Origin of the sequence: Nocardia sp. CS682 (assembly GCF_004634405.1) — a bacterium.
Taxonomy (GTDB): domain Bacteria; phylum Actinomycetota; class Actinomycetes; order Mycobacteriales; family Mycobacteriaceae; genus Nocardia; species Nocardia ninae.
This window is the reverse complement of record NZ_CP029710.1, coordinates 6,144,708-6,161,160: the sequence shown is the minus strand read 5'-3', so window position 1 is coordinate 6,161,160 and position 16,453 is coordinate 6,144,708. Positions and strand designations below refer to the sequence as shown.

12 protein-coding genes and 1 pseudogene are annotated in these 16,453 nt (G+C 68.7%); 4 read left to right on the top strand and 9 right to left on the bottom strand.

Features of this window, described 5'->3' with window-relative positions; genetic code table 11:
• Positions 1 to 65: 65 nt before the first annotated feature.
• Positions 66 to 802: pseudogene (locus DMB37_RS27740) on the bottom strand (ATP-binding cassette domain-containing protein).
• Positions 799 to 1,881 (bottom strand): sugar ABC transporter substrate-binding protein, encoded by a 1,083-nt coding sequence (locus DMB37_RS27735; RefSeq protein ID WP_135235178.1) that lies wholly within the window; start codon positions 1,879 to 1,881, stop codon positions 799 to 801. Before DMB37_RS27735 ends, DMB37_RS27740 begins: the two are co-directional and overlap by 4 nt.
• Positions 1,882 to 1,984: 103 nt before the next feature.
• Here DMB37_RS27735 and DMB37_RS27730 point away from each other — a divergent pair, with 103 nt between their 5' ends.
• Entirely contained in the window at positions 1,985 to 3,160 is a 1,176-nt protein-coding gene (locus tag DMB37_RS27730; RefSeq protein ID WP_135235177.1) for an ROK family transcriptional regulator, read from the top strand.
• 6 nt (positions 3,161 to 3,166) lie between these two features.
• On the opposite strand, the gene DMB37_RS27725 is transcribed toward DMB37_RS27730, so the two are convergent.
• The 6 genes from DMB37_RS27725 to DMB37_RS27700 all read right to left on the bottom strand — a co-directional run bounded on the left by DMB37_RS27725 (position 3,167) and on the right by DMB37_RS27700 (position 11,201).
• Positions 3,167 to 3,769 (bottom strand): hypothetical protein, encoded by a 603-nt coding sequence (locus tag DMB37_RS27725; protein ID WP_135235176.1) that lies wholly within the window; start codon positions 3,767 to 3,769, stop codon positions 3,167 to 3,169.
• Positions 3,759 to 4,043 (bottom strand): hypothetical protein, encoded by a 285-nt coding sequence (locus DMB37_RS27720; RefSeq protein ID WP_135235175.1) that lies wholly within the window; start codon positions 4,041 to 4,043, stop codon positions 3,759 to 3,761. Before DMB37_RS27720 ends, DMB37_RS27725 begins: the two co-directional genes overlap by 11 nt.
• Positions 4,044 to 4,073: 30 nt before the next feature.
• Entirely contained in the window at positions 4,074 to 4,601 is a 528-nt protein-coding gene (locus DMB37_RS27715) for a hypothetical protein (protein WP_135235174.1), read from the bottom strand.
• Positions 4,602 to 4,645: 44 nt separating this feature from the next.
• On the bottom strand, positions 4,646 to 9,151 hold the full coding sequence (locus tag DMB37_RS27710; RefSeq protein WP_135235173.1) for a hypothetical protein: 4,506 nt from the start codon (positions 9,149 to 9,151) through the stop codon (positions 4,646 to 4,648).
• Positions 9,152 to 9,277: 126 nt separating this feature from the next.
• On the bottom strand, positions 9,278 to 9,607 hold the full coding sequence (locus tag DMB37_RS27705; protein WP_240771677.1) for a hypothetical protein: 330 nt from the start codon (positions 9,605 to 9,607) through the stop codon (positions 9,278 to 9,280).
• Positions 9,608 to 9,842: 235 nt separating this feature from the next.
• Positions 9,843 to 11,201: an FAD-dependent oxidoreductase gene (locus DMB37_RS27700; protein WP_167768953.1), complete on the bottom strand. Its 1,359-nt coding sequence runs from the start codon at positions 11,199 to 11,201 to the stop codon at positions 9,843 to 9,845.
• A gap of 237 nt (positions 11,202 to 11,438) precedes the next feature.
• On the opposite strand from DMB37_RS27700, the gene DMB37_RS27695 reads away from it, so the two are divergent.
• Positions 11,439 to 12,800, top strand: coding sequence for a DUF2252 domain-containing protein (locus DMB37_RS27695; RefSeq protein ID WP_135235171.1), 1,362 nt, complete (start codon positions 11,439 to 11,441; stop codon positions 12,798 to 12,800).
• Between the two features lie 4 nt (positions 12,801 to 12,804).
• Here the strand turns inward: DMB37_RS27695 and DMB37_RS27690 are convergent, their stop codons facing one another.
• Entirely contained in the window at positions 12,805 to 13,305 is a 501-nt protein-coding gene (locus DMB37_RS27690) for a CGNR zinc finger domain-containing protein (RefSeq protein ID WP_135235170.1), read from the bottom strand.
• A 277-nt stretch (positions 13,306 to 13,582) separates the two neighbouring features.
• Here DMB37_RS27690 and DMB37_RS27680 point away from each other — a divergent pair, with 277 nt between their 5' ends.
• Both DMB37_RS27680 and DMB37_RS27675 read left to right on the top strand, forming a co-directional pair.
• Positions 13,583 to 14,839: an acyltransferase gene (locus DMB37_RS27680; RefSeq protein WP_135235168.1), complete on the top strand. Its 1,257-nt coding sequence runs from the start codon at positions 13,583 to 13,585 to the stop codon at positions 14,837 to 14,839.
• A gap of 217 nt (positions 14,840 to 15,056) precedes the next feature.
• On the top strand, positions 15,057 to 16,442 hold the full coding sequence (locus DMB37_RS27675; protein ID WP_135235167.1) for an acyltransferase: 1,386 nt from the start codon (positions 15,057 to 15,059) through the stop codon (positions 16,440 to 16,442).
• Positions 16,443 to 16,453 lie beyond the last annotated feature (11 nt).

Genomic DNA, 16,453 nt, shown 5'->3' with positions numbered 1-16,453 from the left:
CTCGCCGACGCTCGGTACCGTCACGCGCGACGCATCCTGACACATGATTCGTTCGCTACGCTCTCTCATGCAGCTGCTCCCGTGATCGCTGCCACGATATCTTCTTGAGTCGCGTTGGCGGTCTCGAATTCCCCCGCATTGCGGCCCAGCCGCAGCACGACCACGCGGTCGCTGACCGACCGCACATCGACCAGGTTGTGCGAAATCAACAGCACGCCGAGGCCGCGCTCGCGCAGTCGGCCGATCAACGCGAGCACCTGCGCGGTCTGTTCGACACCGAGCGCCGCGGTCGGCTCGTCGAGGATCACCATCCGCGGCCGCCCGAGCAACGCCCGCGCGATGGCGACCGATTGCCGCTGCCCGCCCGACAGCGCCGACACCGGTGCGCGCACGTCCTTGATCCGCACGTCGAGCGAGGCCAGTAGATCGCGGGCGCTGCGCTCCATCTCGATTTCGTCCAGCACGCTGCAGATTTGGGCCTCCGCACCGAGATGCAGGTTGGCGACGACGTCGAGGTTGTCGCACAACGCGAGATCCTGGAACACCGTGGTGATACCCAACGCCTGGGCATCCTGCGGGCGGTTGATCCGCACCGTCTCCCCGCGAACACGATCTCGCCCTCGTCGGCCACGGTCACGCCCGAGATCGCCTTCACCAGTGTCGATTTACCCGCGCCGTTGTCACCGACCAGCGCCACCACTTCCCCGGCGCGCACCTCGAGGTCCGCCCCCGCCAAGGCCTGCACCGCGCCGTAGCGCTTGCTCAGCCCGCGCGCCGAGAGAACCGTTGTGGGAGCTGTCATTTGATACCTGCGGCCTGACATGCCGCCGCGACATCGGGCGTGCAGATATCGGCGACGGTGTACAGCCCGTCCTTGACGATGGTGTCCTTGATGTTGTCCTTGCCGACCGCGATCGCTTCCAGCAGGTACGACGGGATGTCGGTCACGCCGTTGTTGGTTTTCGCGGGTGCCACCGGCTTCTCGCCGTACGCCAGCGCCACCGCCAGTTCGGCGGCCTTCTCCGCCTGGGCGCGGTAGTCGAGGTAGATGGTCATGGTCTGCTCGCCGGTCAGGATGCGTTGCACGCCTGCGAGTTCCGCGTCCTGCCCGGTCAACGGTGGCAGCGTCGCATAGCCAGCCCGCTTCAGCGCCGCGATCGCGCCGCCCGCCATGCCGTCGTTGGCCGAGTACACCCCGACGATCGCGTCCTTGCCGAGCGCGGTGATGGCCTGTTCCATCTGCTGCTGCGCCTTGTCGGGTGACCAATCGGGCGTGTCGAATTCGCGTCCGATCTTCACCTTGCCGTCCAGCGCCTCGTGCGCGCCCTTCTTGTAGTCGCCCGCACTGGGGTCGGTCGGCGAGCCGTTGATCACCACGAGCTGGCCCTTGTCCAGGGTGCCGCGCTTGGTCAGCTCGGCCAGCAGCGCCTCGCCCTGCACCTTGCCGACCTTCACATTGTCGAACGACACGTAGTAGTCGTAGGTGATGCCGGAGATCAACCGGTCGTAGGCGATCACCGGGATGTTCTTCTGGTTCGCCGTGTTCACCTGCGGGGCAACGGCATCGGCGTTGACCGCGTCGAACACGATGACGTCGGCGCCCTGGGTGAGCGCGGATTCGAACTGGCCCTGCTGCTTTGCCGCGTCTTGATCGGCGTTGAAGTAGAGCACCTTGCACTTCTCGCAGAGCTGCTTGACTTTCGCCTCGAACAACGGGCGATCGAAGGCTTCGTAGCGGGTGGTCTTGGATTCCGGGAGCAGCAGCGCGATCGTCGGGTTGTCGCCGCCCGATTTCGCGTCTCTGGTGCTGTCGCCGGAGCTACAGCCTGCCGCCAGAACGAGTGCGGCCGCCGCCGCGGTGAGGAGCTGAATTCGACGCATGAGGTCACCGTGCCGAGAGGAGAGTGAGAGCGCCCGGTTGAGCGTTGGTAAGAAAGGTAGTTTACTAACACGGAGGTGTCCAGTGGTACGAGCAGGAGGATTGATGAGTAGGGTCGGCAATCCCCAGCTCCTTCGGACGATGAACGAGCGACTGCTGCTCGACTACCTGCGGGTGGACGGCCCGGCTTCGCGCGGCGAACTGGCCAAGGCCAGCGGTTTGTCGAAACCGACAGTGTCTGCGGCACTTTCGGGATTGGAGCAGGCGGGTCTGGTCCAGCTGGTCGGTTCGCTCAGCGGCAGGCCGGGACCGACCACCGCGCTCTACGACGTGAATGTACGCGCGGGCGTGGTGGCCGGAGTCGATATCGGCCGGAACTGGATTCGCCTCGCCATCGCCGATCTGCGCGGTGACTTCATCGGCCGTCGCGATGTGCGCAACACCGCGCGTTCGGCCGCCGATCTGGTGCGCCGGGTGCGATCGCTGGCCGACCAGGTCGCCGAGGAGGCCGGCATCGACTGGTCCGCGGTGCATTACGCGGTGATCGGCAGTCCCGGCGTGCTCAACCCGAAGACCGGCCGCCTCGACTACGCGCAGAACCTGCCCGGTTGGGGCCGCGCCGGGCTCGTCACCCAGTTGCGGGCCGCGCTCGAGGTCGAGTCGACCATCGAGAACGACATCAATCTCGCCGCGGTCGGCGAGCTGACCTTCGGTGCGGGCGCGGGCATCCGCAACTTCGTGCTCATCTCGATCGGCACCGGCGTCGGCATGGGCATCGTGATCAACGGCGAACTCTATGTCGGCAACAGCGGTGCGGCGGGCGAGGTTTCGTTCCTGCCCGCCAGCGAGGTCGACGCTCCCCCACTCGATGCCCGCGAGCGCGGCTTGACCGAAACCGTCGCCGCCGCGGGCGGTGTCGCCCGCGCCGCCGAACAGGCCGGACTGCCCGGCGCCTCCGCCAAGGAGATCTTCGCCGCGGCGGCCGCGGGTGACCCTCGGGCCGAGGCGGTGGTCGAGTCGGAGGGCCGCCGGATCGGCGCGCTCATCACCGCTGTCGCCGCGATCCTCGATCCGGAACTCGTGGTGCTCAGCGGTGGGATCGGCAACAACCTCGAGCTGCTCGGCGACGCCATCGAGCGCCGCATGGCCGAACTCGGGCCGCTGCACCCCCGCATCGTCGCCAGCACGCTCGGCGACGACGGGGTACTCACCGGGGCCGTCTCCCGTGCCCTCTCCGTTGCCAGGGATCGGCTCTTCGAAAGACGTTCTACCGGTGCGTGATCGAGCTCAGCGCACGCTGAGCGGTGGACCGTACTGCGGGCCCTTCGGTTCGGCGAAGACGCTCGGGCAGGCGCGGCGCATACGGTCCATCGAGGCGTTGAGGTCGGTCAGGGCGGCGGTGACCGAGTCGGCTACCGGCTGGGCCGGATGGCCGTTGTCCAGGACGGCGGCGAAATCCGACAGCGAGTCGTGCAATCGGCCGCCCGCGGTCGCCACGTCGCCATAGGCGCTGCCGATCAGCGGGGAGCCCATCCGGTCGACCACCGGATCGATGGTGTTCGAGACCTGATGGGACAGCCACATACCCTGGGTGACACGAGTTTTCACGTCGCCGAAGTCACCACGGGCCGCGGCCGGACTCAGGCCGTCGAGTTGCTCGGACAACTGCCGGAACGTATCTCGCAGACCGGCGACGGCTTGACCACCGAGGGCGCAGTCCGTCTTGTCAGCATCGGCAACCCGGTTGCGCACTGTGTCCGTCGAACCCGAGCTCGAACATCCGCTCAGCAGCACGGCCACGAACACGAACAGCGCGGCCACGGCCGGTCCGCCGAGGACGGTTATCCCTCGGCGGACCGGCCTCCCGCTGCGACGCGCGCTACGCGGCATGGGTCAGCACCGTGAGGATCGCGTTCTGCACGGCGGGCACGAAGGCGAGGGTCATGACCAAGGCCATGCCGAACCCCGCCTGTACCTGCCGGTGCCGATTCCACCAGCCGATCGGGTCGGTGCGGGACCGGGTGTTCCACTCGACCCCCGCGGCGACGGCGACCTCGTCACGTTCGTAGTAACCGAACGCGACGGGGGCCGATCCGACGTCGAGCAGACCACCGAGCGCATCGGTGCTGAGCCCACCGGAGCCGATGTTTCGCGAATCGAACATGGTGCCAACCCCTTTCGTACTCGTCGCCGGTTACGCGTCGATGGTGCTGCTCCACGGCTCCATCAGCTCGTCATAGACGGCCTGGGTGAATTCGCCCTGACCGATCAGGTCGCTCAGCACCGTCGCGGTGACGGCCTGACCGACCACAGCCACCGCGCCGATCGAGCCGAACGACTCCAGCAGTCCGCTGAGGTCGCCAGTGGTGCCGACCGCGGTCGGCGAGACGGCCTGACCGGCGATCATCCCCGCGAGCTGCACGTTGCGGGATCGCCCGAACGCTTTGGCGGTCGCGGTAGCGATATTCAGCGGATGCGCCGCCACCGATTGGGCATTCGCGCCCATGCCGAGGCCGGCCAGCAGTCCGCTGAGCCCGCCTTCGAGGCCGGAGCCGTTGGACAGGGCCGAAACCTTGTCCTGGATCAGCTTTTTCGAGGCGGCGTTCAGCTTCTCCCGTTCCTCGGCGGTCAGCTGGCCGGAGCGTTCGATGATGCGGACGGCCTGGTGCCACTGCGGGCCGTAGAGGTACTCCAGGTGCAGGGTTTCCGGTGTGTGCGTCATGTCTGATCTCCTTCGTCGGATTGCTTGGCACTGTGCATGTTTCGTCACAGCGAAACGCTGACGAGCCGCGAGGCGCGATCGTGCGCCACCGCTTCGGCAGCCCCCTTTCCGGAGTAGGGCAGGTCGGCGAACGCGACCGGCGCGGGCGCGGGTTCGCTCGGCAGTGGCGCGAGCAGCTGCTGCAACGAGGCCGCCAGTTGCTCCAGGCTCGGGTCGTCGGGGATGTCGTCGAGGAACTGCGTTCCGGTCGCCGCCGTCCCGCCACCCCAAGCACCGAGGGGCCCATTGCGATCCAGCGCGGCCCGGATGGCGGAGATGATGCCGACCCGCGCCCCCGGCGTGAGCAGCACGGCAATCGCGACGGCAAGCGCCACCGCCGCCGCAGCCCCGAGCGCGGCAAGCGGCGCACCGACCAACCCCGCGATCCCGACCAGCGGTGCGGCGATCAGCGCCGCCACACCCAGTGCGGCAAGGGGTGCCAGCGCGGCAGCAACCGCCGCAGCCAGCGCCCCACCGAGCAGCAGTTTCGGGATCTCGATCAGCGCGAACAGCCCCAGCGCCGCCAACGGCAGCCCAACCACCGCGGCCAACGCCCCGCCGACCAGCAATACCGGAAGCGCAAGCAACGCAAGCGCTCCCACTGCCGCCAGCGGCACACCGACCACCGCAGCCAACGCACCGCCGACCAGCAGCACCGGAAGGGCAAGCAGCGCAAGGGCACCGAGGGTGAGTGGCAGGCAGATCAGTAACTTCACCGCAATGAAGGCGGCGGCGAGGGCAGCTGAGCCACCACCGATCACCAGGACTGGCACGCCGACCAGAGCGGCCAGGGCGGCCAGGGCGGCGCCGGCGAGCAGGACCGGGATGCCGATTACCGCGAGCGGGATGCCAACGGCTGCCACCAGTGCGCCGCCGATCAGGAGTGCCGGAAGTGCCAGCAGCGCAACGGCTCCCACTGCGGCGAGCGGGACGCCGATCAGGGCGGCCAAGCCGATCAGGGCACCACCGATCAGCACGACCGGCAACGCGAGCAAGGCCAGCGCACCGAGCACGGCCAGTGGCACGCCGATCGCGGCGGCCAAGGCCCCGCCGATCAACAGCACCGGCAGCGCGTGCAGGGCGAGGGCGCCGACGGCGGCCAGGGCCAGCAGCGGGACGATCACCAGCAAGGCCAGCGGAGCACCGAGCGCGAGGGCGCCGAGCACCGCGACCGCGAGGGCCGTTGCCCCGGCGACCGCGCCTGCCACGAAGGTCGCCGCCAGCGCGGCCAGTCCGGCCAACGCGAGCAGCGGCACCGCCACTAGGGCGAGCAACGCCAGCACCGGCAGCGCGAGCACCGCGATCACCGGAATGGCCACGGCAGCAAGCGCACCGAGCGCAGCGAGCCCGAGCACCGGCAGCGCGACGACGGCCAGCACCGGCAGCGCGACCAGAGCCAGCGCACCCAGCGCGGCCAAGCCGAGCACCGGCACGGCAAGCAGGGCGAGTACCGGAAGCGCGAGCAACGCCAGCGCACCGAGTCCGGCGAAGGCGACCAGCGGCGCGAGCACCGCCGCGGCGACCCCGAGCGTGGCGAAGTCGAGCAGCAGACTGCCGACGAACAGCGTGACCGCCAGCGCCGTCGTGGCGGCAACCACCGCGACCCCGATCAGCGCCGCCAGTGCGGGCAACCCGACCAGTCCGAACAAGCCGATGCCAACGGCGAGCGCCGCGACCACCAGCCCCGCAACAAGCACCGGTGACCACACCGCGAGCAGGGCGAGCGCGATGATCGGCGACAGCGCCGTCGACACCACCACCGCGAACGGCCCGAAGATCAGGAAGGGCAGCGTCAGCACCGCGGCGAGCGCGAACCCGACCACCGCGACCGCTGCGGTGGCCAGCACCGCCGCCACCGCGAGCACGGCCGAAATCAGCCCGCCCGCCAACAGGATCGCGCCGAGACCGGCCCCGCCGACCGCGATGGTCGCCAGCGCCAGCACCGCCATGACCGCGATGGCCGCGGCCGCCAGCGGCACGGTGACCAACAGCAGCGGCGGGAACAGCGCCGACGCCGCCAGGAACACGCCGAGCGCCAGCACGCCGAAGAACATCCAGGCGCCCACCAGTCCGAGCCCGAGCGCCGCGACGAATCCGCCGAGCAGCGTGCTGACCGCGGCCACCGTGCCGATGGTCGCCAGCGTGCCGAGCAGCACCCCGCCGAACAGCAGCGGCAGCGCGATCAGCGCGAGCGGCGGGTTGATCACGATCAGCGCCAACGCCGCGAGGCTGAGCATCACGAACGACAGCACCGAGACCACCAGCCCACCGGCGAACACCGCGGCGACCGCGGCGAGCGCGAACGCAAGCAGTCCGAGCACGATGGCCCCACCGCCCAGCCAGGTCACCACCGTGAACGCTGCGGCAACCACGCCGATGCCAGCGCCGGTAATGATCGAGAAGGCCAGTGCGGCAACCAGAATCAGCGGGATCGCATACGGCATGGTCACCATGAACACGAGCGTCGCTGCCAAGGTGGCCGCGGCCAGCCCGGTGATCGCCAACAGAACCGTCCCGGTCAAGGCGAACACCGAGAACGCGATCAATCCGAACCCACCGAACAGCACCGCGAGTCCCAGCGCCGCCGGAATGGCGACCAGGCCGATGAACAGCAACGGAGCCAGCAGCGGCCCGAGCACCGGGACGGCGAAGACCAGCGCGAGGGTGGCGATCAACCCACCGACCACCGCGAGCGCGACACCCGCCGCACCGAGCGCGGCGAACAGAATGCCCGCCGCGGACAGCCCCGCCCAGAACACCGCCGCGGCGACGAGCTGAATCGCGGTCGCCACCACCGCAAGCGCGAGCAGCACGGTCACCGCGGCACCCCCGGCCACCGAAAGGACCAGCAACCCGGCGAGCGCCACCACGGCCAGGATCACGCCGCCCGCGAGACCGACCGCGCCGAACGCCACCAGCGCGACCGCCGCGAGTGCGATCAGGATCGGAATGGCGATGAGCCCGAACGGGGTGAGCAGCGAAAGCAGCCCGACTCCGACAAACAGTGCGGCGGTAGCGAGTCCGGCCACTCCGAGCACACCGAAGAACGCGACGGCGGTGGCGATCAGGCTGACGACAAGGAAGGCAAGCGCACCGGTGAACAACAGCGGTGCGACCACCAGTCCGAGGACCGGCACGAAAACGGTGGCCAGCAGCGCGGCCGCGGTCAGCACCACGAACCCGACGACACTCAGCGCCAGCCCGGCGGCCAAAGCGACTACGGCAAGGGCGATTCCGCCGACAATGGCCACCGCGATCGCGGCGACACCACCGACCAGAACGACCGGCGCCAACACCGCGAACGCGACGAGGGCGACCGGAATCGCGATGAGCAACACCGGAATCGCGATCACCGCAAGCACGATCAGCACCGGAACCGCCAGTACCGCAAGCACGAGCCCGCCGATGACCAGCGCACCGATCGCCAACGGAGCCAACAGGATCGCGCCGAGCACCACCGCGCCGAGGGTGAGTACGGCGGCGACCCCGATCCCGCCCGCGAACAGCAGCGGCACCACCGCGAACAGCGCGATCACCGGCAAGGCGAGCAGTGGCAGCGCCGCGGGCTGCCTGGCATCGGAGACCAGCCCGCGCACGGCGTCGCGGATCTGGGTGAACACGGCGCCGATCGCGGCGGCCGGGCTCGAGGCCAAGGCGAGCAGCGGTGCGAGGAATGCGAGCACCGGCGCGAGGTCAGCCAACTGCGGCGCGAACAGGCCGATGACCGGCGCGGCGATCGCGAGCAGACCGGGCGGCAACTGCTGAGCGGCCGGGTTCTGTTGTCCCACAGTCGGAGTGAGCAGATCACGCAGACCCTTGACCGGGTCCGGTCCGTCCTTGGGGAAGCCGAAGAGGGTGCGCGCCTGGTCGATCAGGTCGTCGATGGCCGGGGTCGCGCTGCTGCGCCGGGTGCCTGCCATTTCGGTGGCCTGCTGCACGAAGGCCAGCAGGTCGTTGACCGGGCCGCGCATCGGGCCGTCGGGGAAGGTTTTGTCCGCCCAGGTGGCCAGCTGATCGAGCTGCATGCCCGAACCGGCGATTTGCGCGACGGTAGCGGCGAGATCGGCCACCGGTGCGGGGACGCGGCCCGCCACCTCTGAAACAACCGTGCCAGGGTCGTTCTGAGCGGCCGGACCGCCACCCCACGACGGTTCGGGCGACGGGCCTCCACCGCCCCGATAGGTATCGATCGCCGAGTTCACCTGGTCGCCGAACGGAGTGTTCGCACTTGCCGCGCTCGCGGCGCCGAGTGCGTTGTTCAGCGCTTCCTGCTGCCCCGGGTCGAGCAGTTGTCCCGCAACATCACCGGCGCCGGACAGCACTCCGTTCAGATCGGAAGGTGGTGCGGGCAACTCGATATCGGCCGAGGCGTGGCCTGCGCCGATCATGGCGGTCGCCATGGAGGCGAAAGTCGCGGCGGCATACATGCCGCGCCGGGATTTCTGCACCGTCTTGCGGTGCCGTGCCGAAGCTTTGGTTTCTCTTTGACGATCCTTGGTGACTACGCGCATTACTGGAGCCTCTCCGTGAACCCGTCCGTAGGACGTGCTGGTTACGATGCGCCCATGGCCCTGTCGTAGTGCGTGTCGCGGGCTCCGGCGCGAAGGCGATATAGGGGAAACAAAGCCCCGCCCGGATCAGACCGGACCGGTTTCGGCCGGGGCACAATTGGCCCTGGACCAACCACCATCCGGTCCGATGGTGGCGCCGATATGGGTATGCGGCATGCCGAGCAGGTCGCGACAGCGGATGAAGGCGTGCTCGCCGACTCCGGAACCGGGGTCGCAGGTCACCGTCAGTTCATTGGGGACCGAGACGTCCGTGGTGCAACCGGGCTGATCCGCGGTCGCTGAGCCGGGTTCGGCGAACCACCCGCCGACCAGCACTGTGCACAACACCAACACCGCGGCCGGGAACATGCGGCTGGGCCACACCACCCTTTGCTGAAGGTTTGCTGAATGTGCCATGCGGTCCATGGTTCGCGCACGACGGAATCTCAGTCAACATAACGGAGATCACTATTCGCCATTACCCGAGGTCGAATCCGCCTTTTTGGCTCCAGGAATGTAGGGGCGCGTCAGAGAAACGTAAATGGATATGTACGGGCATTATCAATCGATCTACCATTCACTTCTCAAGCTGGACGATCGACCAGTTGATTCACCCGTCGAATTTCCCGAGCTGACAGGGGCATTGATACCTCTATTCCCGCACGGCAGTGACACCGTCGGTAGCGAGTACCTCGGCCGCCGCGCGTTCGCCGGACCGGATGGCACCTTCGATATAACCCGCCCATTCCGTCGCGGTTTCGCTCCCCGCCCAATGAATCGCACCGATCGGCTGACGCAACGCCGAACCGATGCTGGTCAGCACACCGGGCGGGAAGAACGCCCCGTACCCGCCCCGGGCGTAGGGATCGTCGGCCCAGACCTTCTCGCGCCAGTCGATCGGATCGCGGGCCGCGCGACCGAACGCGCGAACGAGCGAACCGACGATCATGGTCCGGCGTTCGTCGGCGGACAGCGCCGCCAGCCGATGCGCGGCGCGGCCGGGCACGAGGGCGCCGAGCACCCCGGGACCGCCAGGGCGGGTGGCATCGAAGGTGATCGGGACCGGATCGTGCAGATTCAACGCCTGGCCGGTGAGTCGATCATCGCGCCAGAAGGGACGCTCGTAGACGGCGAACGCCTTCAGCACCGACCCCATCGGCATCCGCTGGGTCAGGTGGTCGCGAGCGGCGGGCAACGGCGGGTCGTAGCCGATCCGCCCGGCCAGCGCGGGCGGCAGCGCGACGATCACCTGCCCGGCCCGCACCTCGCCGAACTCGCCGCGTACCGAAAGACCCTCCGGCACTCGCCGAATCGAGGTGACCGGGGCGTTCAGCCGCAGCGCGGAGCCCAACTCCGCGGCGATCGCGCGGGCCGGGCCGTCGGCGCCGTCGACGAACAAGCGGGTGACCGTCTCGGCCGTCACGCCGGCCTCGACGCCGCCCGCGGCGCGGATGGTGGTCAGCAGGGCGAGCATCGAGACGCTGCCGACGTCGACGCACAGTTCCTCGCCGACCATCACCTCGGCGATATGCCTGGCCCGTCGCTCGGGCAGGTTGCGGCGCAACCAGGTCGCCGCGGTCATCGCGTCGAGCCGGTCGGCGCCGGGGGTGGTCCACGGGCGGGCGAGGTCGATGCGCGCCGCGAGCCGCTCGATCCGCCACATGGCCTGCGCGAGGACGACAAGCACGAGCGGTGGCAGCGGCGGGCGTGCCCCGCGGAACGGTTGCCGGACGGCGCCCTCGACCAGCAGGTTCGCGCCGTCGGACGGCGCCGGGTAGGTGTCCGCGCCGTACTCCTGCGCCAGCGCGGCAAACCTGGTGTGGGCGCCGGAGATCCATTGGGCGCCGAGGTCAACCGCCCACTCGTCCGCGATCCGGTCGGTCAATGCCCGGCCGCCGGCGCGTCCGGCGGCCTCGAGCACGACCACCGCGCGGCCACCCGCCCGCACTGCCCGCGCCGCGGCCAATCCCGCATATCCGGCACCGACGACAACCACGTCCGTGTGGTCCATGCCGGCCTCCCGTCGCTCCACCGCCATTGGACACCACTGTTGATCACAGTCCGCCGATGCGCAACCGCTCGGTATCCCGATCGTCGAACCCGCTTGCCGCGCCGCCGATCCGGTCGCGGACAGCACTGGCGAACACGCCACTCGGGAGGAGGCCACTCTGCATAACTCGCTCTAGATTTGCTAGAAAACCCGTGTCAGATTTGCTCGCTAGTTGCCATTGAATGACAAACTGGCACGATGGCGGAAACCTTGGCGATTGTGGAACCAGGCGCGGCCGAACTGGGGCGGCGGGCGCGCAAGCGGGTCGGCCGACGGTCGCTGGGAGTCTGGGAACCGCCCGCCGATCGGGCGGACCCGATCAGCGTGCTCGAACGCCAGGCCGCGACCAGGGTGCCCGAGCTGGTCCCCATCCGGTACGCCCGGATGGCGGCCGGGCAGTTCCCGTTCCTGCGTGGTGCGCCCGCGATCATGGCCGCCGACCTGGCCGCCTCCCCCAATACCGGGTTGACCGTCCAACTGTGCGGCGACGCGCACCTGTCCAATTTCGGCCTGTTCGCCTCACCGGAACGTGCACTGGTCTTCGACCTCAACGACTTCGACGAGACCTTGCCCGGCCCCTTCGAGTGGGACGTCAAACGGCTGGCGGCCAGTGTCGCGGTAGCCGCACGGGCCAACGGGTTCGCCGATACCGACGCCGAAACCGCGGTCGGCGCCACGGCCCGCGCCTATCGGGAGGCGATGATCCGGCTGGCCGACCTCGACGAATTGGCCGTCTGGTACGAAAAGATCGACGCCGACCAATTGACGGCGCTGGCACGGAAACCCAAGCGCCGCAAGGGTGTCGAGCAAGCACTCGCCGAGGCGCGGACCCGCACCAATCTGCAGGCGCTGGCGAAGCTGACCGAGCCGGACGCCGACGGGGTCCCCCGAATCCGGCACCGTCCACCGCTGCTGATCCCGATCGGGCAGATGGACGCCGAAGTGATCCAGCGGGTGTTCGGCGACTACCGCCGCAGCGTGGCCGAGGAGCGCCGGGTGCTGCTCGATCGGCACGAAATGCTGGACCTGGCGGTCAAAGTGGTCGGTGTCGGCAGTGTCGGCACCCGCTGCTTCGTCGCCCTGCTGGCCGGGCGGGTGACCAAGAGCCCGCTGTTCCTGCAGGTGAAGGAGGCCGAACAGTCGGTACTCGCGCCGCACACCGCGGCGAGCAGGTTTCGCAATCAAGGGCACCGGGTCGTGCACGGGCAGCGGCTCATCCAAGCCGCCAGCGACATCTTTCTCGGCTGGGCGACCGGCGCGGACGGGCGGCACTACTACTGGCGCCAACTGCGCGACATGAAGGGCTCGGCCGACATCGAGGAGATGTCACGCTCCTATCTGCGCGACTACGCGGCACTGTGCGGGCGCACCCTCGCCCGCGCGCATGCTCGCTCCGGTGACCGCGTCGCCATCGCCGCATACCTCGGGTCCAGCGATACCTTCGACCGCGCCATGATCGAGTTCGCGGTCGCCTATGCCGACCAGACCCAGCACGACCACCGAGCGTTGCGCGGTGCCATCGAATCCGGGCGCGTCGTCGCGGCGAAGAAGGCGTACTGAGCGCTCAGGTCGATTGCCGCGAGCGATGCTCGGCCACGTGCACCCGGTTCGAGCAGCGCGTCGAGCAGAAGCGGCGACGGCCGTTGCGTGAGGTGTCGACGAAGACCTCGGCGCATCCGTCGCGGGCACAGCGGCCGATGCGACTCGGGTCGGTGCAGAACAGCGCGGCGAGGCCGACAGCGGTGTAGGCCTTGACGCGTTCGTCGACGGGGGCGGTCTCCTGCGCGAAGTGCAGGTGCGGCGGTCGGCTGTCGTGCGTCGAGATATAAGGCTGACTGGTCGTTTTAGCGAGCAATGCGTTGAGCCGCGCCACGGTGGGATCGTCGAAGACCGCGGCGAGTTCCGTGATCCACCGGCGCAGCTCGGCGGTCTGCGCGGCCGTGACAGAACTGAGTGGTTTGTAGTCCGCGGCGGCGAGCAGTTCCCGCAGATCCTCGTCACGGCCCGCATTCACCAGTCGGGCGGCGAGTTCGGCCGCCGCACCGCCGTAAGGGTTGAAGTGCACTGAGTCATTACATCAGGCTGGGTGCATGGACCTGACCTGCCCCTCCTGTTCCTGGCCCACACCGACGCTGGTGTCCGCACACGGAGACGTCCGCTACCTGCGCTGCCTCTGCGGGCAGTGGCTGATCGCCGAGCATGGTCTCGTTGTGGCAACGACGGGAAACAGCTCGTTCGGTATGCGCGATACACCACATAGAGGTGATGGACTCGAAAGACCGTGCAGTGTCCGGCATTCGAGCTAGCCTCGATGGGCAGTCTCATGTGGAGGGTATTTCGACATGACCACGGCTACCGTCATTCGGCCGTTGGCACCGAGCGAAGAGATCTTCGCCGGTAGTGAGGTCCTCGTCGGCTACTCGATGCGACTGTCCGGTCGGTTGAATTTGGCCGCACTTTCGGCCGCCTACGAGGCGGTGGTGCGCGCCTACCCGGCGTTCGGCGCCCACCTCGTGGCCAACGGACGCGGGCACGTGATCGTCGAATCACCCCGCACCACACCGGAATTCACCGTCGTCGACGGAGATCCCGAACTGTTGCTCAGCGGCGCGCGGCTGGACCAGCGCACGGCGCTGGCCGCGCTGTGCGTGGTCCGGGACGGCGACAGCACCGGGGTCACCCTGGTGACCCACCACAGCATCGCGGACGCCTGCCACTCGCTGGCCGTGCTCGCCGAGTTATGGGCCTGCTACACCGAGGCCAGCCATGGGCGCGCGCCCATGCTGGAACCGCACCGGTTTCCGGATGCGGTGGAAGACCTGCTGCTCGCCCGATGCGTCGAGAAGATGTCCGGACTGCCGGTGTCGGCTCGATCGTTGGTGGTCGCCGAAGCACCCCGCGCCGTTGCGCCCGACGCGAGCGACGATTCCTATCTACTGCCGCTGACGGCACGCTGCCGCCTGACCAGACAGGAGACCACCGCGCTCGCCGATCTCGCACACCGCGAGGGGACGACGATCAACGGACTGGCCTCGGCCGCAATCCTGCTCACCGAGGCCGAACTGCGCGAGTTGCCGCTGACCGAGCTCAGCTACACCTACTCCGTCGACCTGCGCAACCGGGTCACCCCCGCGATCGGCTACACCGAAGGAACGAACGTTCTCGGCTTCGCCGACTTCGTCCCCAGCGTCGGCGCCGGGACCACCCTGGTCGAACTGGGCCGTGCCATCAGCGACGGCCTACGCAGCGGGCTGGCGACCGGCGTCGTGCAGCAGACACCGCTGCACATCCCCGATATCGCGTCCAGCCCACCGCCGCGCGCGCCCGGCATCGTGCTGGCCACCAACTGGGGGCGTATCGACCGGCCGCAGTTGCCCGCCGGGTTGCGGATCGACGATTTTCGTACGGTCATGATCGCGAAGCCGGACAAGGCCGGGCATCGACTACAGCAGCCCAGCGGCACCATCATCATCAGCACATTCGATGACCAGCTGAGCATCGAGATCCACCATCCGGTGGAGACGACTGCGCAGCAGAAGCGGCGGGTGCGGCTGCTGGCCGCGCATCTGGACGCGGCCAGCGAAGTCGGCGCCGCTTAGGGGTTTTCCGCACCGCGAGGTCGGCGCGCTCAGGCTCTCCCGCACGGCGACATCGACACCGCCTACACTCGTCCCGCACCAACCGCGATACCGCACTGAGCCCCCGGTGAACCGGGTCTCGATCCGGTGAGCGGACCGCTATTTGCTCCGGCCTGCCAGCACGGGTTTTGATCGTCCCTCGGTACGAGTCCACTCGCTTCAGGTGAAGGGGAGCTCTATGACCACGTCAACTGCTATCCGCCCGCTGGCTCCGAGCGAGCAGATTTTCGCGGGCGCGCAAGTGTATGTCGGGTACGCCGTTCAGGTCTCGGGCCGGTTGGATCCGGCGGCCTTGTCGTCGGCTTACGACGCCGTAGTGCGGGCCTATCCGGTGCTGGGGGCCGGGCTGGAACCGACCGAGAGCGGTAACCACGTCCTGGTGGCCGGGACGGGCGCCGCACCCGAGATCTCGGTGGTCGACAGCGATCCGGAGCGGCTGCTGGTCGCTCCGGCATTCGATCAACGCGTCGCACTCAGCGCGCTGCGCGTGGTCCGCGACGGTGAGACCGCGAGCGTGACTCTGCTGACCCACCATAGTGTGGCGGACGCCTACCACTCGTTGGCGGTGCTCGCCGAATTGTGGTCCTGCTACACCGATGTAGTCGATGGGCATTCCGTCGAACGCGAAGTGCAGCCGTATCCGCAGTCCGTGGAGGAATTGCTGGCCGCGCGGGGGATCGAGAAGACCGCGGAGCCCGATGCTGCCGAGCAGCCGACGCCAGGCGGCTCCGTGCTGTCCGACTCCGCCGCAGCGTCCATACCCGTCGCGCACTCCGGATCCGCTGCATCGCCGGGCCGCGCCACGACGAATGCGGCAGCCACTTCGAATGCGGCGCGCGTGCCCGAACCCGCTATGCCCGAGGCTGTTTCGGAAGACACCGGTTTCGTTTCGCTGCGCACCACCCGTTGCCACCTCTCGTCGGCAGAGACCGCTGAGTTGGTCGAGTTGGGGCACCGGGAGGGAGTAACGATCAATGGGTTGGTGTCGGCGGCAATCATGCTCGGCGAGGCCGAGGTGCTCGGACTTGCGCTGACCGACATCCTGCTCACCTATCCGGTCGACCTGCGCAGCCGTCTCATACCTCCGGTCGGCCTGACCGAGGGCACCAATGTGCTCGGGTTCGCCAACCATCTTTCGACGGCGAACATCGGACTGCTCGACCTTGCTCGCGGTATCTGCGAGTCGCTGCGGGCGGGCCTGGCCTCGGGCACTGTGCAGCGGACTCCGCTGCACATCCCCGAGATGGCCGGCGAGCTGGAGCTGATGCCGGGCATGGTCCTCGTCACGAATTGGGGCAGAGTACCTGACCTCCGCGCACCAGATGGATTGCACATCAACGACTTCCGCTCCACCTTGACCGCACGAGCGGACCGTACCGGCGGACACGACCCCGAGGTACCCGGCGGCAGCGCCTGCATCGTCAGCACCTTCGGCGGGCGTTTGAGCATCGAGATCCACCACCCGGAATCGACCACCGCGCAACAGCAACGCCGCATCGACGCCCTCACCGCGAAGCTGCGCGGCGCTCTCGCAGCACGGGCCGACTCGGCCCAGTCCGGTTGATCAGGAGGAAC